Raw genomic sequence first — 18,467 nt, forward strand, 5'->3', positions numbered from 1 at the left:
GGTAGACGGCTCACAAAACAGTAAGAAAACGCCATGAGCGAACGAACGACTTCTGCAAGCTGGGCGATGGGGATTGTCAAAGCACTGGAGATGGACGGCCTGGATTGCCGGGTTCTGTTCAAGCAGCTGGGGCTCGACTACGCGTCTCTGGATGATCCGGATGCGCGCTTCCCGCAAGACTCCATGACACGCTTGTGGCAGCGCGCGGTCGAGCTGTCCGGCAACCCGGCGATTGGCCTGAACATGGGCAAGGTGGTGCGCCCGGCGTCCTTCCATGTGGCTGGCTACGCACTGATGTCCAGTCAGACCCTGGCCGAAGGCTTTCAGCGGCTGGTGCGTTATCAGCGGATCATCGCCGAAAGTGCCGACCTGAGTTTCCGACTGCTGGATGAAGGTTATGCGCTGATTCTGACGGTGCATGGCGATCACTTGCCGCCGACCCGACAGAGCGCCGAAGCGTCGCTGGCCTGCGCGCTGGCGCTGTGCGGCTGGTTGACCGGGCGCACGTTGCAACCGCGCAAGGTGTTGATCCAGGGCGATCAGCCTGTCGATCTCGAACCCTATAAACAAGCGTTCCATGCGCCGTTGGTGTTCAACGCGCCCTATGACGCCTTGATCTTCGAACGCGCAGACATGGAGGCGCCGCTGCCGACGGCCAACGAGGCGATGGCGCTGTTGCACGACCGGTTTGCCGGCGAGTACCTGGCGCGGTTTTCCGAGAGCCGCGTGACCCACAAGGCGCGCCAGGTGCTGTGCCGTTTGCTGCCCCAGGGCGAACCCAAGCGCGATACGGTGGCGCAGACGCTGCACCTGTCGCAACGCACCTTGCAACGCCGTTTGGAGGAAGAGGGCACGAGTTTTCAAACCTTGCTCGACGACACGCGACGTGAACTGGCCGAGCAGTACCTGGCGCAACCCACCATGACCCTGCTGGAAATTGCCTACCTGTTGGGGTTTGCCGATCCGAGCAACTTCTTCCGCGCCTTTCGACGCTGGTTCGACGCCACGCCCGGCGAGTACCGGGCGCGGCTGATGGAAACGCCGGCGCTGGTCAGTGCCGCCAGAACGCAGGAATACACAGAACAAACACCGTAATGATCTCCAGTCGGCCCAGCAGCATGCCGAACGAGAGAATCCACTTGGCAGCGTCCGGCAAGGTGGCGAAGTTGCCCGCCGGGCCAATGGTCTCGCCCAGGCCAGGACCGACACCGGACACGGTGCTGGCGGCGCCGGTCAGGGCGGTCATCCAGTCGACGCCGAGCAGCGACAGCAGCAAGGCAATCACGCAGATGGTGATGGCGAAGAAGAACGAGAAGGTCAGGATCGAACGCACGATCTCTTCGTCGAGACGATGGCCGTTGTACTTCTGCTTGATCACCGCGCGCGGATGAATCAATTGGTTAAGGTTGGCCTTGAGCAGGATGTAGGCGACCTGGAAACGGAAAATCTTGATCCCGCCAGCCGTCGAGCCTGAGCAACCGCCGACAAACCCCAGATAGAAGAACAGCATCAGCGAGAAGTTGCCCCAGAGGCTGTAGTCCCCCAGTGCAAATCCTGTCGTGGTGACGATCGAAGTCACGTTCAGCGCTACATGTCGCAACGCTTCAAGCCAATGCAGCTGGGTGGTCCACCAGTACCAGGTGCCGAGCACCAGCCAGGTCACCAGCAACATGCCGAGCAAGCCTTGCACCTGCTGATCCTTGATCAACGCTCGACGGTTACCGCGCAAGGTCGCCACGTACAGGGTGAATGGCAGGCTGCCGAGAATCATGATGACAATCGCCACCCAGTGCACCGCCGGTTGTGTCCACTTGGCCAGGGACTGGTCGGACGTTGAGAAACCTCCGGTGGAAATCGCTGACATCGCGTGGTTGATCGCATCGAACGGGCTCATTCCGGCCCACCAGAACGCCAGGCTGCCGAGAATAGTGATGCCCACATAAGCCGCGACGATCAAACGCGCCACCATGTGCGAACGGGGCATGACCTTTTCGGAACGGTCCGACGACTCGGTCTGGAACAGCCGCATGCCACCGATGCGCAGCAGCGGAAGAATGGCCACCGCCATGCCGATAAAGCCGATCCCGCCGATCCAGTGCAACAACGAGCGCCACATCAGGATGCCGGGGGACATGTCGTCGAGGTGGTTGAGTACGGTTGAGCCGGTGGCCGTGATACCGGACATGCTTTCGAAGAACGAGTCGGTGTAGCTGATGTGCTGGGTCAGCAAGAACGGCAGCGCGGCAAAAACGCAGACCACCAGCCAGCTGCTGACGGTCAGCAAGTACATGTCTCGCGGGCGCAAGTGTATGTGTTCGGGCCGGCCGGGGATGACCAGGGCCAAACCCGCGACGAAGGTAATCATGCTCGCCCAGAGGAACGACGGCAGATCGCTCGTGCGCTCGAAAATCACCAGGGTGGCCATGGGCACGACCATGGCGATGGCCAGCGTGATCAGGAAGATGCCGATGATGAAACCAATAATCCGTAAGGTCGGCAACGCCATGAAGTCCGCTCGGGCTGAAGAAGGGAAGGCCGCTATTCTACCTGCGAGGCATGGCATGTAAACCGGCATCCCCGCGCCAGATACCGCTAGAATAGCCGCACATATTTTTCAGGAGGTGGCCGATGCAGGCTCTCGACGCTTTGCTCAACCGTGTTTCCGTTCCACGACTGCTCGAACCGGCACCCACCGCAGAACAGCGCGAAGTGCTGTTTTCTGCCGCGATGCGTGCGCCGGACCACGGCCACCTGCAGCCTTGGCGCTTCCTGACAGTCGAAGGTGCGGCGCGCGAGCAAATGGGCGAGTTGCTGGCCGAAGCGGCGAAGCTGCAAGACAGTGAAGTGTCCGAGGCGGCGCTGGACAAGGCACGTAACGGTCCGTTGCGCGCACCGCTGGTGGTTGTGGTAATCGCGCGGTTGCAGGACCACGTCAAATACCCGAAATCCGAGCAATTGCTGGCGGCAGGATGTGCCGCTCACGGGATTCTGCTGGCCGCTTACGCGCAAGGCATTGGCGCGGTGTGGCGCACAGGGGATCTGGCCTATTCGGCGCATGTGGCCAAGGGGCTGGGGTTGGCGGAAGGAGAACAGGTGATCGCCTTCCTGTACCTGGGCACACCGCAGAAAGAACCGCGCGTGGCCGAGAAGGTTGACCTGGCCGAGTTCGTCAGCGCCTGGCCCGGTCAGTAAGGATCGTTCCCACGCAGAGTGCCTCGATAGTGTGTTCGGCATAGGACCTGTAGGAGCGAGGCTTGCCCGCGAAGCTTTCAAGGCTGGACGACTGCACCGGGCACCAACGGTAATTCCAGGCTGGCGATGAACCCGCCTTGCGGGTGATTGGCCAGCACCAGGCACCCGCCATGCCGTTCTGCCGCGCGTCGCGCAATCGCCAATCCCAAGCCATGTCCGGCTGCCGTCTGCCCCGGCGCCCGATAGAACGGCTCACCCAGCAGGTTCAAATGCTCGGCATCGACACCGGGCCCATGGTCCCTGACGCTGACCACAATCCGTTCGCCCTGGCGCACCGCCTGCATTTCAATCGGCTGCCCCGCGGGATTGAAGCGCTGGGCATTGCGCAGCAGGTTATCGACGGCACGCTCGATCATCGTCGGCCAGCCTTTGAGGTTCAACTGCGGTTCGGCGTCGAGGTGAACGGTCTGCTCCGGTGAAGCCAATTGCGCATCTTTTTGCAGCGTATTTAGCAGCGCATTCAGATCCACTTCTTCAGCGCTGGCGTTGTCGGCATCGACCCGTGCCAGTACCAGGATTTCACTGATCAGGGCTTCTAGTCGATCGCACTCACGGGTCAAGCGTGGCGCGAGCTTCTCCCGTTCTTCGGGGGTGGCCCGTTCGGCCAGTGCCAAGGCAATGCGCAGTCGCGCCAGCGGTGAACGCAGTTCATGGGATACGTCGCGCAGTAACTGTCGCTGGCTGCCGATCAGACTTTGCAGGCGCGCACCCATGCGGTTGAAGTCGTTGGCCAATACACCAAATTCGTCGCGCCGGTTGGCCAGTTTCACCAGGCTGTTCTGCTGATAGGTGGTTTGCCCAAGGTCATGCACCGCGCCGCGCAAGCGGTTCAGCGGGCGAGTGATGGACAAGGTCACGAACAGGCTGAAGAGGGTCAGCACCACCAGCGCAATGCCCAGCGCACTTAGCGGCCAGAGCAGGCTTTCGCGGTGCCAGGCGTCCAGTTCCGGGTGCGGGATGCGGTAGATAAGCAGGTAGGTGTCGCCGGTCTTGGCGCTGGTGTATTCGTCGGTCAGGCGTCGCCACGGCAGGCGGCGATCGTCGTTGTTCTGCCGTGCTTCGAAAGCCGCCGCACGCCGTGGAAAGGTACCGCGCACCACTGGGTCGCCGCTTTCGTTGAGCACCTGAACGTCAATGTGATACTGGCGCTTGCGCTGTTCCAGAATGTCCTGGGCCGCTTCCTCACCTTGGGCTTCGTAGGTTTGCGTCCACTGTTCGGCCAGGGTGTTGAGGCCCGGGTGGCGGCTGAGAATCCACGCGTCCTGGTTGAGCATGTGCCCCAACAGAATGGAAAGCCCTGCAACCAGAGTGATGGCCAGCCAGAAGCTGGCCAGGATACGCCAGAACAATGAGCGCACAGAAAATCCTCAAACGATCACAAATCCCATGTGGGAGCGGGCCGACCTGTAGGAGCGAGCGGTGCGGCGATCCGACTTGCCCGCACCGCCAGGTCCTACAATGGCAAAAGACCCGACGGGGTTAGCCGTCGGGTCCGGGGTCAGTGCATTATTGCGCTTTTTGCGGTTGTTGCGCTTTCCACGCCTTGAATTCGGCCCATTCGGCGCGGCGCTCAGCCTTCTTCTTCTGGATCTCGTCGAATTTCTTCTGTTGATCCGGTTTCAGCAGGCCACGGACATCGGCTTCGGCTTTTTTGTGGTTGGCGGCCATTTCATCTTTCATGGCTTTCTGGTCGGCCGGCGAGAGTTTCTCCAGGTACTTCTCGACCACTTGCTTACGCTCGTGCATCTGCTCGCCCATGATTTTGCGGATCTGCTCACGCTGTTCGCGGCTCAGGTCCAGCTGGCTGTACGGGCCTTTACCGTGCATGCCGTGCATCTGACCGCCGTGGCGCGGGCCGTCCATCGGGCCATCCATCGGGCCGGAACCTTCAGGCATGGCCATGGCAACGGTCGGCAGGGCGGCAGCGAACATCAGAGCGATAAGAGTCTTGCGCATGGTGAATCTCCTTGTCTCGTTCCCGGTACGTTCCGGATGAGTTCAGAATACGCAGATCAAGGTCAGCGGCGGTCAGCGGAGCGTAAAGCTTGGGTAAAGACGATTTCGTTGCGTCCTTACAAACTTTGCTGGCAGTGTCCTGTGGCGAGGGGGCTTGCTCCCGTCGGGCTGCGAAGCGGCCCCAAAAGAAGGCCTGCTGCGCAGTCCAGCGGGAGCAAGCTCCCTCGCCACAGGTTGCTCCTATCCGGTTCTTCCAGGTGCTCAGAGGCTGTAGTAGTAACCGCGGCTACGCAGGGCAACGATGCGTGGGCGGCCGTCGGGGTGTGGGCCGATTTTTTTGCGCAGGTTGCTGACGTGCATGTCCAGGCTGCGGTCGTACAGGGTCAGCTTGCGGCCGAGGGCGATTTGCGCCAGGTCCTGTTTGTCCAGCGGCTCGCCGGGTTGCTTGAGCAGGGCTTCGAGCAGACGGCTTTCGGAGACGGTGAGGGTGAATTCCTGTTCGTCGATGCTGACCACGCCACGCACCGGGCTGAAGCACAGGTCGCCCAGTTCGAGCTGGCTGGACACCGCCGTCGGATGACTGCGGCGCAGTACGGCGCGCAGACGGGCTGTCAGTTCCCGCGGGTCGCACGGTTTGGCCAGGTAATCGTCGGCGCCGAGTTCCAGGCCGAGGATGCGATCCAGTGGTTCGCCACGCGCAGACAGCATCAGCACCGGCAGGTCCGGATGGTCGCTGCGCAATTGCTTGAGCAATTCCAGACCGCTGCCGTCCGGCAGCATCACGTCCAGCACCACGGCGGCGGGGGAGGTTTCGGCCAGCGCACGGCGAGCACTCTGGCCGTCGTGGCAGGCACGGACCTGAAAGCCTTCCTGGCTCAGCCAACTGCTCAGGAGCTCGCACAGCTCCTGGTCATCATCAATTAATAACAGCTCGCTCATTACTCACTCAATTTAGCCATTGCCGACGTTTTCTGGTGGCACCACTGGCGAAGATACCGCAGAGCAGGGCCAATAGCGCAACTCCACCACCGATTACGAACCATTGCTGCTGATCAGTCAGCAGACGTGGCAGCGGATTGCTCGCCTGGGCTTCCTTGAGTTGCAGCTTGAGGCGCTGGTTCTCTTGGCGCAACCGGCCCAACTGAGCGCTTTCGCGTTCACTGTCGGTATTTTGCAGTTGTTTGCTCAGTTCTTCCCGTTGCTGCTCGCTTACCTTCAAGCGCTGCTGCAACTCGGTGATCTGGCTGCCGGCGCTCAGCGACAGCGGCGTCGTACTGCCGCCCTCGGCGCTTTCTTCACCATGGGCCGGCGCTACCATCGACAACGTCACCAACATCAGACACAACGGACCTTTGCGCATCGCCACTCCTGATTCCAATACGAGTATTGGGCAGGTTGTCGGCCGGCGAACGAGAATAATGAGCGTTGAGCGCGCGATGAACCGGCAAGGTTCATCGCGCGGGCGCGATTTACGGCAGGACTTGCTTGAACGGCTTGACCGAAACGTTGGCGTAGACGCCCGCGGCGATGTACGGATCCGCATCTGCCCAGGCCTGGGCGGCGCTCAGGGAATCGAACTCGGCGACGATCAGGCTGCCGGTGAAACCCGCCGCGCCCGGATCATTGCTGTCGACCGCCGGGTGCGGGCCGGCCAATACGATACGACCTTCGCCCTTGAGCACTTGCAGGCGCTCAAGGTGGGCAGGCCGTGCGGCCAGGCGGGCTTCCAGGGAGTTGGCGACGTCTGTGGCAATGATTGCGTAAAGCATGTCAGTCCTCGGTTTTTGGCGTGGTGGTATCGGCGTCGTGCAGGTGGCGGGACAGGTAAATGCCCTGTGCGACCAGGAACAGCAACGTCATGCCCAGGCTGCCGAAGACTTTGAAGTCGACCCAGTAGCTCTGGAACGTGAACGCGACGAACAGGTTGGCAGCACCGCAAAACAGGAAAAAGCCGATCCAGGCGATGTTCAGTCGCGTCCAGACCTGGTCCGGCAGGGTCAGTGCATGGCCCATGATGCGCTTGATCAGCAGTTGCTCGCCGATGAAGTGGCTGCCAATGAACGCCAGGGCGAACAGCCAGTTGACCACCGGCGCTTTCCACTTCAGGAAGGTTTCGCTGTGGAACGCCAGGGTCAGGCTACCGAAGACCAGGCAGGCGATGAGGGTCAGCCATTGGCTCTTTTCCAGCTTGCGCTGCTTGATGAACAGCGCACCGTAAACCACCAGGGAGCTGATGATCAGCATCGCGGTGGCGCTGTAAATACCGCCTACAGTCAGTTGATGACCGCCGATGTCGACGACCCGTGGATCAATTTTGAAAACGATGAAAAACAGCAGGAGCGGGATGAAATCGATGAATTGTTTCACAGTGGCAGCCAGAAGCAGGATGTGGCGGCATAATAACAAACATATGGGCGCGCGATAGCGCCAGCTGATTTGAGGTAACACATCCCCGTGAATGTTGATTTGCACTGCCATAGCACCGCCTCCGATGGCGCTCTCGCGCCTGCTGTCCTGGTGGCGCGTGCGTTCGAGAAAGGCGTGCGAGTCCTGGCTTTGACCGATCACGACACCCTCGAGGGCCTCGATGAGGCCCGCAGTGCGGCGACCTCGCTGGGGATGCAACTGGTCAACGGCGTCGAATTGTCCTGCACCTGGGGCGGCGCGACCATTCATGTGCTCGGCTACGGATTTGATGTCAATGCCGAACCGTTGGTCGAGGCGATCGCCAAATTGCACGATGGCCGCTGGCTACGGTCCGAAGAAATAAGCCGCAAGCTGGCATTGAAAGGCATGCCCGGCGCGCTGGAAGGTGCCCGGGCGATCCAGCAGGAACTGGGCGACAGCGGCAATGCGCCGGCCCGTCCGCATTTCGCCGACTGGATGGTGCGTGAAGGTTTCGTCAAGGATCGCGCTGAAGCGTTCCGTAAATGGCTGGGCGCCGGCAAGCTGGGCGACGTCAAGCAGCATTGGCCGACCCTGGAAGACACGGTCGAAACGCTGCGAGCCGCGAAAGCCTGGGTCAGCCTGGCGCATCCGTGGCACTACGATTTCACTCGCAGCAAGCGTCGCCGCCTGATTTCTGACTATATTCAAGCCGGGGGCCACGCAATTGAAGTGGTCAATGGCCATCAGCCCGCCGAGCAAGTGGGCAGCCTGGCGATTCTTGCCCGCGAGTTCGGTCTGCTGGTCAGCGCCGGCAGTGATTTTCATGGCCCTGGAGGCTGGTCCGAGATCGGCGAGTACCGCCCGCTCCCGGAGGATCTGCCACCACTGTGGTGTCGATTCAAACATGACCCAATTATTGCCGCCGTCTGAACAGGTAGAGAATGTGAGTCAATTTTTCCAGATTCATCCGGAAAACCCGCAAGCGCGCCTGATCAAACAGGCTGTCGAAATCATCCGTGGCGGCGGGGTGGTGATTTATCCCACAGACTCGTCCTACGCCATTGGTTGCCAGATCGGCGACAAGAATGCCGTGGATCGCGTGCGCCGTTTGCGTGGGCTGGATGAAAAGCACAACTTCGCGCTGATTTGCAGCGACCTGTCGCAACTGGGGGTGTTCGCCAAGATCGACACGGGCACCTTCCGCTTGCTCAAGGCGCACCTGCCGGGGCCTTACACCTTCATTCTCAACGCCACCCGCGAAGTCCCGCGGCTGTTGTTGCACCCGAAAAAACGCACCATCGGCCTGCGGGTGCCGAGCCATCCGATTGCCCTGGCGCTGCTGGAAGAACTCGGCGAGCCCTTGATGAGCGTGACCCTGATCATGCCCGGCGACACCGATCCGATGAGCGATCCTTACGAAATGCGCCAATTGCTTGAGCATCAGGTCGACCTGATCATCGATGGCGGTTTCGGCGGGATCAAGGCGTCCACCGTGATCAACCTCGCCGACGGCGAGCCGGAAGTGATCCGCGTCGGTTGCGGCGACCCTACGCCGTTCATGGCCGAGGCGTAGATGTCTGCAGTAGAACCCGTTGTCGACAGTCAGGCCGGCGCCCAGCAAGAGCTGCCCTTCGCCATGGTCTATGGCCAGGCGGTCATGGAAATGCCGCTGGACCTGTACATCCCGCCGGATGCGCTCGAAGTGTTTCTCGAAGCCTTCGAGGGGCCCCTCGACCTGCTGCTGTACCTGATCCGCAAGCAGAACATCAACATCCTCGACATTCCCGTGGCGGAAATCACTCGCCAGTACATGGGCTATGTCGAGCTGATGCAGTCGGTGCGCCTGGAACTGGCCGCCGAGTACCTGGTGATGGCCGCGATGCTGGCCGAGATCAAGTCGCGGATGCTGTTGCCGCGGGCCGAAACCATCGAAGACGAAGAAGATGACCCGCGCGCCGAACTGATCCGTCGCTTGCAGGAATACGAACGCTTCAAGGCGGCGGCCGAAGGCATCGATGGCCTGACTCGCGTCGGGCGTGACGTGGTGGTGCCCAAACTGGATGCCCCGGAAGCGCGGGCGCGCAAGCTGTTGCCGGACGTGCGTTTGTCAGAGCTGCTGCTGTCCATGGCCGAGGTCCTGCGCCGTGGCGACATGTTCGAAAGTCACCAAGTCAGTCGCGAGGCATTGTCCACCCGCGAACGCATGAGCGATGTGCTGGACCGGCTCAAGGGCGGCGGTTTCGTGCCCTTTGTCGAGCTGTTCACCGCTGAAGAAGGACGCCTGGGGGTGGTGGTGACCTTTATGGCGATCCTCGAACTGGTCAAGGAATCTTTGGTCGAGCTGGTGCAGAATGAGCCGTTCGCGGCGATCCACGTGCGAGCCCGAGCCGAATAACGAGTTGAATCATGAACCTGACTGAACCCCGCGAGCTGGCGCCATTGCTTGAAGCCTTTCTGTTGGCCTCGGGAAAACCGCAATCGCTTGAACGCCTGTTCGAACTCTTCGAAGAGGGCGAGCGCCCTGAGCCGCCAGTCTTCAAGAAAGCCCTGACGATTCTGGCCAAGTCCTGCGACGGCCGTGCCTTCGAGCTGAAGGAAGTGGCCTCCGGGTATCGCCTGCAGATCCGCGAAAAATTCTCGCCGTGGGTAGGCCGTTTGTGGGAAGAACGCCCGCAGCGTTATTCCCGCGCCATGCTCGAAACCATCGCCTTGATCGCCTATCGCCAGCCGATCACCCGGGGCGAGATCGAAGACGTGCGGGGCGTGGCGGTCAACAGTCACATCGTCAAGACCCTGCTGGAACGCGAGTGGATTCGTATCGTCGGATACCGCGACGTGCCTGGCAAACCGGCGATGTTCGCCACCACCAAGGCGTTTCTCGACCACTTCAACTTGAAGAACCTCGACGATTTGCCGCCACTGGCTGAGTTGCGAGAGCTGGAGCCTGATCCGGTGCTCGATTTTGACGACGCGCCGGTACCGGCAGGCTTGCAGGAACTGGCGGATGCCAGTGCCGAACCGGAAGAACCCAAGGAGGAGACCAGTTTCCATACGCTGTTGCTGGAACTGGACACCATGGAAGAGGGGCTCAAGACCGACTTCGATGACATCCTGCGTGATAGTGCAGTGACGGATTCCGAAGAGGTGCTGGATCAGCCTGAGCCTGAGCCTGAAATCGAAGTTGAACTTCAGGTCGAGCCTGAAGCCACAGTCGAAGAAGAACCGGAAGAAGAGTTGGAAGATGACGTGCTGGGTGTCGCCGAAGCGCGGGAGAAACTTCTGGCTGCTGTGGCTGCCCTCGAACAGCACAAACCCGAACCCGAATTGAGCGACGAAGAGGCCGAAGCCCGGGCTCTGGCCGAAGCCATCGAAGCCGAACGCCGCGAATTCGACGACTGACCCGGACGCCGATTCCCCCTGAGGGAGTGAGCCTGTTCGCGATAGCGGTGGGTCAGGCAAAACGATGTCGATTGACACTCCCTCATCGCGAGCAGGCTCGCTCCTACAGGGGTTCTGTGTTGCCTGGAGAATTTGATGAGCTCAACCAAAGACCCCTGCATCAGCGTCTGCAAATTCGCCGATGACATCTGCCTCGGCTGCGGCCGCAGCAAGCGCGAGATCAGGGCCTGGAAGAAACTCGACAAGTCCGACAAGCGCACGGTGCTGGCCGAAGCGTCGCTGCGGTTGATCAAACTTGGCGCCGCCGGTCGGCGGAAAGGCAAGTAAGTCTCCATTCATCAGCTAGTCTCTGATGCGCGAACGCTTCCATGAGCGTATGATTCGCGACCCTTTGGCGATCCCTTTGCCAAAGTACCCAGTTTTACATCGCTTCAGGACGCTCAATTCAGGGCCGCCTGAACAGACCACACCGGGAGGTGCCCAGATGAGTATCAACGACCAGAAAGACGACCAGGAAATCGGCCCAGCAGGCGAAAAACTGCAGAAAGTCCTCGCCCGTATCGGCGTCGGCTCGCGCCGTGACGTGGAAGCCTGGATCAGCCACGGCCGCATCAAGGTCAATGGCAAAGACGCCACCCTTGGGCAGCGCGTTGACATGCACGACGCCATCACCATTGATGGCAAGGTGATCAAGCGCGAAGAAGCCGCCGAGTCGGTACGCCGCGTGATCATGTACAACAAGCCCGACGGTGAAATCTGCACCCGCCTTGATCCGGAAGGCCGTCCGACCGTTTTCGACAAGATGCCGCGCCCGAAAGAAGGTCGCTGGATCAACATCGGTCGCCTGGACATCAACACCACCGGCCTGCTGATGTTCACCACCGACGGTGAGCTGGCCAACCGCCTGATGCACCCGTCCTACGAAATGGACCGTGAATACGCGGTACGTGTCCGTGGTGAAGTCGATGACGAAATGATCGAGCGTCTGAAAGCAGGCGTCGTCCTCGAAGACGGCCCGGCCAAGTTCACCGACATCAAGCAAGCACCTGGTGGCGAAGGTTTCAACCACTGGTACCACTGCGTGGTGATGGAAGGTCGCAACCGCGAAGTTCGTCGTCTGTGGGAATCCCAGGGCCTGGTGGTCAGCCGTCTGAAGCGCGTGCGTTTCGGTCCGGTGTTCCTCAACTCCGACCTGCCGATGGGCCGCTGGCGCGAAATGAGCCAGTACGAAGTCGACATTCTGAGTGCTGAAGTCGGCCTGACCCCAGTGGCCATGCCGCAAATGAACGCCAAGAGCAAAGACAAGCTCGACCGCATGCAGCGTAAATCGTCGCGTCCAATGGGCAAGACCGAGCGCGTGCGTTCGTTGCGTCCAGCCATCGGCAACCAGACCGCTGCTACGCCGCGTGACTCCCGTGAACCGCAAATCGAAGGCGAGCGTCCAGCCCGCAAACCAGCAGCGCCACGCGCTGATGGCGAGCGCGGTCCACGCACGCCGCGTCCGGCCAACGGTCGCACTGAACGTGGCGAAGGCCGTGGTGCTCCAAGTGGTGGTCGCAGTGATCGCGGTGCTCCAGCCGGTCGTGGCGAGTCTCGTGGTGAGTCGGGTCGCGGTACGCCAGTGGCAGACCGTCCTTCCGACACCAAGCGCCCGGCCAAGGCACCGGCGAAGAAGCGCCCAGGCATCGTTCTGGTCGACAAGGATGCGCCATCAGGCAAACGCCGTGGTGCGCCAGCCGGTTCGGGCCAGCGTCCGGGCTTTGGTCGTCGCAAGCCTGAGTAATCGGTAAGCACCGAATAAAAAACGCCAACCCTCGGGTTGGCGTTTTTTTTTGGTCTGGCAAAAGCCGGTCTTCAGAATGCAGATAAACCTGTGGCGAGGGAGCTTGCTCCCGTTGGGTCGCGAAGCGGCCCCAAACCCTCTACCCCGGTGTGTCAGGCAAATCGTGGCGGCAGGTTTTGCGACTGCTGCGCAGTCGAACGGGAGCAAGCTCCCTCGCCACAGGGTTCATGTTGCTTAGAAAACAAACCGCCCATCAAACACCGGCTCATCATCCAGCGCCAACACGCCGCTGGAGAAGATCAGGTCCAGATGATGGCTGCCCTTGGCCCCACCACCCAACCCCAGATGCAGCCCGCAATGGCGCTCTTCGAACCCGGCATTTCGGGCATACAGCGCCTTCACGCCTTCATTGGTGCCGATTCCCAATTCCTCAATGCGCCGGTTCGACGGATTGGCCTCCAGGTACTTGTTGAAATCATGTTCCAGTCCCGGCACTTCCGTGGCGATCTTGTGGATGGTCGAGTTCTCGATCCACAACTCCAGCGGCGAATCCAGCACCCCGTACTTGCGGGCAAACGGAATGGTGCTGAGGAAGGTCCCCATGAACTTCACCCGGCCGTTGATCGCTTCGCTGTGCGTGGCAATTTCACCGGGGGCCAAATCAAAGTTGCCGATGCCGTTGATGTCGGTCCACTTCTTGATGCTGTTCAGCGGTGTTTCAAACCACGAGCCGTGATCATCTTTGAAACTCAACGTTGTCGCGTGAGACATGCGCTGGATCAAGTGGCTGTTCAAGCCCGCTATGCGCTGCGGAGTGACGCTGAAAGTGTCGTAGAAGTAATCGCCGTAATCCTTGAACAGCAGCGACTTCTTCCAGTTCTCGGCCATTACACCTTGCAGCGCACGGACAAACTCCGGGCCGTCGGGGCGAGGATTGGGCAGGGTGGAAGAGTCGTAGAAGAAAATGTACAGATCGCTTTCGGCAATCGCCTGGGCCAGCTTTTCTGTCGGCTCGATGTCCAGGCGCATGGTGCTGAAACGGAAGGGCTGGCTGTCACTGGCCTGTTCGGCGATGGCGCCGGTCAGTGCCTCGTAATCAGCGGTGTGGCCGAACAAGACCTTTGCCGGGTTGATGCCGGCAACGGCAGGGTGGTGTTCGAGGTAGTAAAGGAAATGCGATATGGCGCGTTGCTTATCCATGTAGTCCTCCCTGACAAACCGAGAAAAAGTGGCAGGCACAACCGGCCGGATCGTGCCTGCCGGGTGGGCCTTACAGAGGCCACATCGCCGTGCCGAACGGAACAACCGCATCGGCTTGCATCATTTCAACGGCGGCTTCATGGGTCGGTGCTTCAAACCAATCGTCCAGTTGCAGTTCAGTTTCCAAGTCTTTTTCAAGTGCTTGCATTGTGAATCTCCTAGATGACTTTTTCGGTAAGTGCAGCGGCGCGTTTTTCAGTCATTGAATAACGTGCCAACTTGCCGGTCGATGCGTCTCGGCAAGTCGCTGAAAACCTAGTCCAGAGCTTTTTGAATTGCAAAAAAATAATCAAATTAGATTTGTTTGAACTTTTTATTCTGTTTTCTGAGGGCTTGTTTATCGATTAAAAACAAAAAACTAACTCGACCTTTTCCTTAGGAAGCTTCCTAACGTCAATTTGCAGTCGTCCTACGGATTGATCTGATTTGGAAAGTTTGCGTTACGGCTTGTAAAGAAAAGCTGACGGGTTATCGCCTCTGAGCCCTTGGATTGACGTCCACGGAAGGTGTGTAAGGAAATCCTTCCGCAAACACGTCGTTCAACCACCCTGCAAGGCTCTGGCTCGCTTGTTTCAACGGCGCTGGCAGGGTGAGATGCGCTCCATGCCTGTCGTGCAGGTGCATAACAAGAAGGAGGCGCAATGAACGCCGTGACTCATCTCCACTTCTCCCCCGAGGGCGATTTGTTCGTCGTCCCCGTCGAAGACCCGCAAAGGTCTGACCCAGTTTTTGCAGCCGCCCGAAACCCTCGGGGCGGACACAGGCAATCCCGGCAAACGACGCGCTGATCCAGCGGTGTCTGGCAGCAGGGGGTTACAGGTGTACAATGCGCCGCGTTTTAACTGTGACCTCCTGCGCATCTGCGCAAACCTCAAGGCTATCCGCCTTGTTCACTCCGCCGCGCCACAAGCGTGTCGGGTTCGATTTCGTCACAGATAAAAACAAACAGGTGACGCATGACCGTTGTAAAAACGCTGAACTCCTTTTGCCTTCGCTGGGGTTTGATCGGCGCTGCTTGAAATCGCAACCGAGCAGCAACGTCTAACGAACATCATCAAACCTTGCGTGAGACCCTTTTCATGAGTGGACAAAACTCGCATTCAGGCGAGCTGAAACGCGGCCTGAAAAATCGCCATATTCAACTGATCGCCCTCGGTGGCGCGATCGGTACCGGGCTGTTCCTGGGCTCGGCCGGTGTACTGAAATCTGCCGGCCCGTCGATGATCCTCGGCTACGCCATCTGCGGCTTCATTGCCTTCATGATCATGCGCCAGCTCGGCGAAATGATTGTCGAAGAGCCTGTGGCGGGTTCCTTCAGCCACTTCGCCCACAAATACTGGGGCGGGTTCGCCGGCTTCCTGTCGGGCTGGAACTGCTGGATCCTGTACATCCTGGTGGGCATGTCGGAGCTGACTGCGGTCGGCAAATACATCCACTACTGGGCGCCACACATTCCGACCTGGGTCTCGGCCGCCGGCTTCTTCGTGCTGATCAACCTGATCAACCTGGCCAACGTCAAAGTCTTTGGCGAGGCCGAGTTCTGGTTCGCGATCATCAAGGTCGTGGCGATTGTCGGCATGATCGCGCTCGGCAGCTACCTGCTGGTCAGCGGCCACGGCGGCCCGCAAGCCTCGGTGACCAACCTGTGGGCCCACGGCGGTTTCTTCCCGAACGGGGTTAGCGGCCTGGTGATGGCCATGGCGATCATCATGTTCTCCTTCGGCGGCCTGGAAATGCTCGGTTTCACCGCAGCAGAAGCCGACAAGCCGAAAACCGTGATCCCGAAAGCCATCAACCAGGTGATCTACCGGATCCTGATTTTCTACATCGGTGCGCTGGTCATCCTGCTGTCGCTGACGCCGTGGGACAGCCTGTTGGCGACCCTGAATGCGTCGGGTGATTCCTACAGCGGCAGCCCGTTCGTGCAAGTGTTCTCGATGCTTGGCAGCGACACCGCCGCACACATCCTCAACTTCGTGGTCCTGACGGCGGCGCTGTCGGTGTACAACAGCGGCACTTACTGCAACAGCCGGATGCTGCTGGGCATGGCCGAGCAGGGCGATGCGCCGAAAGCCTTGGCGAAAATCGACAAGCGCGGCGTGCCGGTGCGTTCGATCCTCGCTTCGGCGGCGGTGACGTTGATTGCGGTGTTGCTGAACTACCTGATCCCGCAAAACGCGCTGGAACTGCTGATGTCGCTGGTGGTTGCCACCCTGGTGATCAACTGGGCGATGATCAGCTTCTCGCATTTCAAGTTCCGCCAGCACATGGACAAGACCAAGCAGACGCCGCTATTCAAAGCCCTGTGGTACCCATACGGGAACTACGTCTGCCTGGCGTTCGTGGTGTTCATTCTCGGCGTAATGCTGTTGATCCCGGGCATCCAGATCTCGGTGTATGCGATTCCGGTTTGGGTCGCGTTCATGTGGGTGTGCTACGGCATCAAGAACAAGCGCAGCGCTCAGCATGCGTTGCAGGCTGCAAACGCGAAGTAAGCGCAGCGCGCAGAAACAACAAACCCGGCCAATGTGCCGGGTTTGTTGTTTTCAGGCCTCACACAACCCCCTGTAGGAGTGAGCCTGCTCGCGATGGGGTCGTGTCAGGCAACAAAGATGTCGACTGACAACACTGCTATCGCGGGCAAGCCTCGCTCCTACAGGACCGCATGCTTTCAGTTCATTCGCGGTATCCTGCGCGTTCTGAATACGGACGCTTTTCCATGCTGGTGATTTCCAACAATGTGCATCTGCCGGATGCCGAGATCGAGTTGACCGCCATCCGCGCGCAAGGCGCCGGTGGGCAGAACGTCAATAAGGTCTCCAGCGCCATGCACCTGCGCTTCGACATTCCGGCCTCGTCCTTGCCCGAGTTCTACAAGGAACGGCTGCTGGCGCTGCGTGACAGTCGCATCACCAGCGATGGCGTGTTGATTATCAAGGCCCAGCAATACCGCACGCAGGAAGCCAATCGCGCCGATGCGCTGGAGCGGCTGGTCGAGTTGATCCTCAGCGCCACCAAAGTCGAGAAGAAACGCCGCCCGACCAAGCCGACCCTCGGTTCGAAGAAGCGTCGGCTGGAATCCAAGACCAAGCGCGGCAGCATCAAGGCCGGGCGCGGCAAGATCGATTTCTAGCGAGCGTCGCGCCCTTCGCGGTACTTTTCACTCAAGTGCTTCGGCGCCTGCCGGTACAAATAAACGCTCAGCGCCAAACCGCTCAATGCAGCAATCGCGGCGAACAGGAAGATCGAGGCAAAGCCAAACCCTGCAGCAATCGCACCGGCCAGCGGCCCGGTAATCCCCAGCGACAAATCGATGAACAGCGAGTAAGCCCCGACCGCAGCACCGCGACTGGAGGCCGGCACCAGGTTGACCGCTTCCACGCCCAGCGCCGGGAACACCAGCGAGAAGCCGAAACCGCTCAATGCCGCACCGGCCAGTGCCCAATGTGCATCCGGCGCCAGCCACAGCAGCAGCAGCCCCAGGGTTTCCACCGACAGGCAGGCAATCGCCACGCGAAAGCCGCCGAGGCGGTTGATCAGGTTGCCGAACAGCAATCGCGCGCCGATGAAACTGGCGCCGAACAGGCTCAGGCACAGCACCGCGTTGTCCCAGTGCTGTGTGGCGTAATACAGCGTGATGAAGGTAGCGATGGTGCCGAATCCGATCGAGCCCAGGGCCAGGCCGCAACCATGGGGCAGCACCCGTCCCAGCACATGCATGAACGGCAACCGTTCACCGACCACAATCGGCGCGGCGGTTTTTGGCCAGGCCAGTGCCAGGCCGAGGACGGCCAGCAGCACGATGCTCACGCCCATGCTCCACAAGCCCAGTTGACTGACCAGCAACACACCCAACGGCGCGCCGACTGCCAGTGCGCCGTAACTCGCTATGCCGTTCCAGGAGATGACTTTGGCGGTGTTCGCCGCGCCGACCCGGCCGATGCCCCAACCAATCGAGCCGGAGCCCACCAGGCTTTCCGCGCTGCCGAGCACCAGGCGGCCGATCAGCAGGCTGATCAGGCTCAGCATCGGCAGGCTTTGAGTCCAGGCTGAAATCAGCATGAACACGCCGCTCAAACCGCAACCGGCGAGACCATACATCACCGCGAGTTTGCTGCCCTTATTGTCGATGATTTTCCCGGCATAAGGGCGGCTGAGCAGGGTGGCCAGGTATTGCACGCTGATCACCAGCCCCGCGATCACTGCGCCGAAGCCGAGATCGCTGTGGACGTAGCCGGGCAATACGGCGAGGGGAATGCCGATGTTCAGGTAGCCGATGAAGGTAAAGAGAACGATGGAAACGACTTGCAGCGTGACCGCCAGGGGGCGCTGGTTTTCAGACATGGGTAAAGGTCCACGGGAAAGCAGGATAGATAGGCAGCTTATGATAGCGGCGCGAGCGTCCGTGGGGCGTGGAAAAGTAAAACTA

The 18,467-nt window shown here is 60.2% G+C and carries 20 protein-coding genes; 10 read left to right on the forward strand and 10 right to left on the reverse strand.

Going from position 1 to position 18,467, the window contains the following annotated elements; translation table 11 throughout:
* Window positions 1-33: 33 nt before the first annotated feature.
* Window positions 34-1,095 carry an AraC family transcriptional regulator gene (locus RHP74_RS07860; protein WP_311098721.1) on the forward strand — a complete coding sequence of 354 codons (1,062 nt, stop codon included), beginning with the start codon at window positions 34-36 and terminating at the stop codon, window positions 1,093-1,095.
* On the opposite strand, the gene RHP74_RS07865 is transcribed toward RHP74_RS07860, so the two are convergent.
* Window positions 1,052-2,506 (reverse strand): TrkH family potassium uptake protein, encoded by a 1,455-nt coding sequence (locus RHP74_RS07865; RefSeq protein ID WP_010461954.1) that lies wholly within the window; start codon window positions 2,504-2,506, stop codon window positions 1,052-1,054. The two genes, RHP74_RS07860 and RHP74_RS07865, sit on opposite strands and share 44 nt — an antisense overlap.
* A 122-nt stretch (window positions 2,507-2,628) precedes the next feature.
* On the opposite strand from RHP74_RS07865, the gene RHP74_RS07870 reads away from it, so the two are divergent.
* A complete protein-coding gene (locus tag RHP74_RS07870) occupies window positions 2,629-3,192 on the forward strand; it encodes an NAD(P)H nitroreductase (protein ID WP_010461952.1) in 564 nt (187 codons plus the stop codon).
* A 77-nt stretch (window positions 3,193-3,269) separates the two neighbouring features.
* Here the strand turns inward: RHP74_RS07870 and RHP74_RS07875 are convergent, their stop codons facing one another.
* The 6 genes from RHP74_RS07875 to RHP74_RS07900 all read right to left on the reverse strand — a co-directional run bounded on the left by RHP74_RS07875 (window position 3,270) and on the right by RHP74_RS07900 (window position 7,575).
* Window positions 3,270-4,610 carry a HAMP domain-containing sensor histidine kinase gene (locus RHP74_RS07875; protein ID WP_311098727.1) on the reverse strand — a complete coding sequence of 447 codons (1,341 nt, stop codon included), beginning with the start codon at window positions 4,608-4,610 and terminating at the stop codon, window positions 3,270-3,272.
* Window positions 4,611-4,758: 148 nt separating this feature from the next.
* Window positions 4,759-5,208 (reverse strand): Spy/CpxP family protein refolding chaperone, encoded by a 450-nt coding sequence (locus tag RHP74_RS07880; protein ID WP_077748019.1) that lies wholly within the window; start codon window positions 5,206-5,208, stop codon window positions 4,759-4,761.
* A gap of 261 nt (window positions 5,209-5,469) precedes the next feature.
* Entirely contained in the window at window positions 5,470-6,147 is a 678-nt protein-coding gene (locus RHP74_RS07885; protein ID WP_010461945.1) for a response regulator transcription factor, read from the reverse strand.
* 7 nt (window positions 6,148-6,154) lie between these two features.
* The gene (locus tag RHP74_RS07890; protein WP_010461943.1) at window positions 6,155-6,568 is read right to left on the reverse strand and encodes a translation initiation factor 2; all 414 of its coding nucleotides are present in this window, start codon (window positions 6,566-6,568) and stop codon (window positions 6,155-6,157) included.
* Between the two features lie 109 nt (window positions 6,569-6,677).
* Window positions 6,678-6,977 carry a YciI family protein gene (locus tag RHP74_RS07895; RefSeq protein WP_008156126.1) on the reverse strand — a complete coding sequence of 100 codons (300 nt, stop codon included), beginning with the start codon at window positions 6,975-6,977 and terminating at the stop codon, window positions 6,678-6,680.
* A 1-nt stretch (window position 6,978) separates the two neighbouring features.
* On the reverse strand, window positions 6,979-7,575 hold the full coding sequence (locus RHP74_RS07900) for a septation protein A (protein ID WP_077748018.1): 597 nt from the start codon (window positions 7,573-7,575) through the stop codon (window positions 6,979-6,981).
* An 87-nt stretch (window positions 7,576-7,662) separates the two neighbouring features.
* Between RHP74_RS07900 and RHP74_RS07905 the strand changes: the two genes are divergently transcribed.
* The 6 genes from RHP74_RS07905 (at window position 7,663) to rluB (ending at window position 12,778) form a co-directional block, all read left to right on the forward strand.
* A complete protein-coding gene (locus RHP74_RS07905) occupies window positions 7,663-8,526 on the forward strand; it encodes a PHP domain-containing protein (RefSeq protein ID WP_010461935.1) in 864 nt (287 codons plus the stop codon).
* 13 nt (window positions 8,527-8,539) lie between these two features.
* Entirely contained in the window at window positions 8,540-9,169 is a 630-nt protein-coding gene (locus RHP74_RS07910) for an L-threonylcarbamoyladenylate synthase (protein WP_010461933.1), read from the forward strand.
* Entirely contained in the window at window positions 9,170-9,991 is an 822-nt protein-coding gene (locus tag RHP74_RS07915) for a ScpA family protein (RefSeq protein ID WP_010461931.1), read from the forward strand. It abuts the gene before it with no gap.
* A gap of 11 nt (window positions 9,992-10,002) precedes the next feature.
* Window positions 10,003-10,995: an SMC-Scp complex subunit ScpB gene (gene scpB, locus RHP74_RS07920; RefSeq protein WP_311098735.1), complete on the forward strand. Its 993-nt coding sequence runs from the start codon at window positions 10,003-10,005 to the stop codon at window positions 10,993-10,995.
* A gap of 135 nt (window positions 10,996-11,130) precedes the next feature.
* Entirely contained in the window at window positions 11,131-11,322 is a 192-nt protein-coding gene (locus tag RHP74_RS07925; protein ID WP_077748016.1) for a DUF1289 domain-containing protein, read from the forward strand.
* 157 nt (window positions 11,323-11,479) lie between these two features.
* Entirely contained in the window at window positions 11,480-12,778 is a 1,299-nt protein-coding gene (rluB, locus tag RHP74_RS07930) for a 23S rRNA pseudouridine(2605) synthase RluB (RefSeq protein WP_010461925.1), read from the forward strand.
* A 234-nt stretch (window positions 12,779-13,012) separates the two neighbouring features.
* Here rluB and RHP74_RS07935 read toward each other — a convergent pair whose 3' ends face one another.
* Window positions 13,013-13,978, reverse strand: a complete 966-nt coding sequence (locus RHP74_RS07935) for a leucyl aminopeptidase (RefSeq protein WP_311098738.1) — start codon at window positions 13,976-13,978, stop codon at window positions 13,013-13,015.
* Window positions 13,979-14,048: 70 nt separating this feature from the next.
* The gene (locus tag RHP74_RS07940; RefSeq protein WP_010461921.1) at window positions 14,049-14,186 is read right to left on the reverse strand and encodes a hypothetical protein; all 138 of its coding nucleotides are present in this window, start codon (window positions 14,184-14,186) and stop codon (window positions 14,049-14,051) included.
* Window positions 14,187-15,117: 931 nt separating this feature from the next.
* Here RHP74_RS07940 and RHP74_RS07945 point away from each other — a divergent pair.
* Both RHP74_RS07945 and arfB read left to right on the forward strand, forming a co-directional pair.
* Window positions 15,118-16,533, forward strand: coding sequence for an amino acid permease (locus RHP74_RS07945; protein WP_083374760.1), 1,416 nt, complete (start codon window positions 15,118-15,120; stop codon window positions 16,531-16,533).
* A 224-nt stretch (window positions 16,534-16,757) separates the two neighbouring features.
* Window positions 16,758-17,171, forward strand: a complete 414-nt coding sequence (arfB, locus tag RHP74_RS07950) for an alternative ribosome rescue aminoacyl-tRNA hydrolase ArfB (protein ID WP_010461917.1) — start codon at window positions 16,758-16,760, stop codon at window positions 17,169-17,171.
* On the opposite strand, the gene RHP74_RS07955 is transcribed toward arfB, so the two are convergent.
* Window positions 17,168-18,382: an MFS transporter gene (locus RHP74_RS07955; RefSeq protein WP_010461916.1), complete on the reverse strand. Its 1,215-nt coding sequence runs from the start codon at window positions 18,380-18,382 to the stop codon at window positions 17,168-17,170. The genes arfB and RHP74_RS07955 overlap by 4 nt on opposite strands.
* Window positions 18,383-18,467: the final 85 nt, after the last annotated feature.

This window comes from Pseudomonas sp. SG20052 (assembly GCF_031766055.1).
Taxonomy (GTDB): domain Bacteria; phylum Pseudomonadota; class Gammaproteobacteria; order Pseudomonadales; family Pseudomonadaceae; genus Aquipseudomonas; species Aquipseudomonas mandelii.